We start from the raw sequence: 1,639 nt of genomic DNA on the forward strand, positions 1-1,639 counted from the left end.
GGCTGGCGAAGCCGGCCCCATAAGCGAGCCGGACCGCCATGGTATGGCGGGCGTCGTCCCAGGCCCCCACCACCGTTCCGATCACGATCGTCTCGAGCGAGGTGCCGAACACCAGCGCTTCCGAGATATGGCGGAAATCATCGTCGGCGCGGAACAGCTCGACCTCGGAGGCGCCCATGTCGAGGATCGGCATCGACCATTGATTTCCGGTCAACTGCACCCGGAAGTCGTAGTACGGCGTCACGCCCGAGCCGAACAGTGTGTCGTCGCCGGCAGGTTCCTCGATCGTCCGCCAGCTGCCGCCGACCTGGAGCTGAAAGGTTCGCGACGAATTTTCCGGCACCACTTCGGCGTTGCGGATGCGGATGTTGTGAATGCCACCGTCGAGATTGATGCCCTGCAGCAGCACTGTCAGCGAGGTGAGGTCGAAGCTGCAATACTCGGTGACGTGGCAGAGGTCGCGGGTGAGATCGCCGACGAAGAAGCTGCCGCCGTCGGTGCTCTCCAGCAGATTGCCGGACAGGAACTTCTGCCCCTCCGCATAGACGGCTGTGACGTCGCCCGTGGTGGCGATCAGATAGGCGTATTGCTTGCCGGACTGTCGGAAGCTCGGGACCGCGAACGGAAACCGCGTCGCCTCGGGCCAGCGCTTGAACTGGTCTGCAGCCAGCGTGGTCTTGGCGAGCATCCGGCCCTTCAGCGGCCGTCCATCTTCGCCACATTCGACGCACGTGACGGTGATTTCGGCGCCGGCCGACCAGCTGTCGAGATAAAGCCGCATGCCTGGAGACCAGCGATCCTGCGACTGCAGCCAGGTCTGCGCCTTGATCACCCCCTGAATGGTGTGCGCGACGGGTGCGTAGACGTCGTAGGGCTCCTTGACGGTGGTGGTCCAGAACTTCCGGGCCCGCTTGATCTCGTGCCCCGTCCAGTTGTAGTTGCCGACCGTGCCGCCGATTTCGTAGGTCTCGGTGCCGATCCGCAGGATGCCCTTGGCCGGGTCGTATTGGCCGCTCTTCCAAAACTCCGAGTTTTCGCACACGTTGAAGTAATCGCCGTAGGCCGTCTCCTGACGGCTCATCAGCATCTGGGTCAATTCGAGCGTCTGATAAACGGTGCCGCCGAGCGGGAGCGAGCCGGCGCGATCGACCAACTTGATGCCTTCCACCACGGTGTATTTCGGGCAGATCAGGCCGCTCGACGCGTGCATCAGATTGCCGTCGTTCGGGTTGTAGAGCGCGAGCGGCCGCTTGTCCTGGTTGGCGGCGGGAAAGCGGATGCCTTCGAGCACGCGGGCCTTGTAGTCGACATTGCCGGTGTCGCTCTCGCTCTCGTCGAGGAAGTTGTCAGCCGAGAACGGCGAGCCGGTGTCGGGGATCAGCAGCACCTGCTTGATCTTGGCGATTTCCCCCTGCGTTGCGCGGAAGGTTTCGGGCGAGACGCCGGCTTTGATCAGGCGCGCGAGTGCCGCCATGTCGTTGCGCAGGCCGGCCATCTCTTGCAGCACGAGCGCGAGCTGCAGCGTCAGTGCGGTGTCGCGAGCGGCCTGCGTGACCGCCAGCGCGTTGATGACTTCGGCGATGCGCTCCTGCGGTCCGACCTTGACGAAGCGTCCCTTAGGGAAGCCGTGCTTGGGCGG

At 64.1% G+C, this 1,639-nt stretch carries 1 protein-coding gene; it reads right to left on the reverse strand.

Annotation, left to right across the window (positions count from 1 at the left end; translation table 11 throughout):
* Window positions 1–1,639 (reverse strand): hypothetical protein (locus M9H71_RS25030; RefSeq protein WP_455407564.1); only part of this gene is annotated, 1,639 nt, incomplete at both ends.

Source organism: Rhodopseudomonas parapalustris (assembly GCF_053772255.1).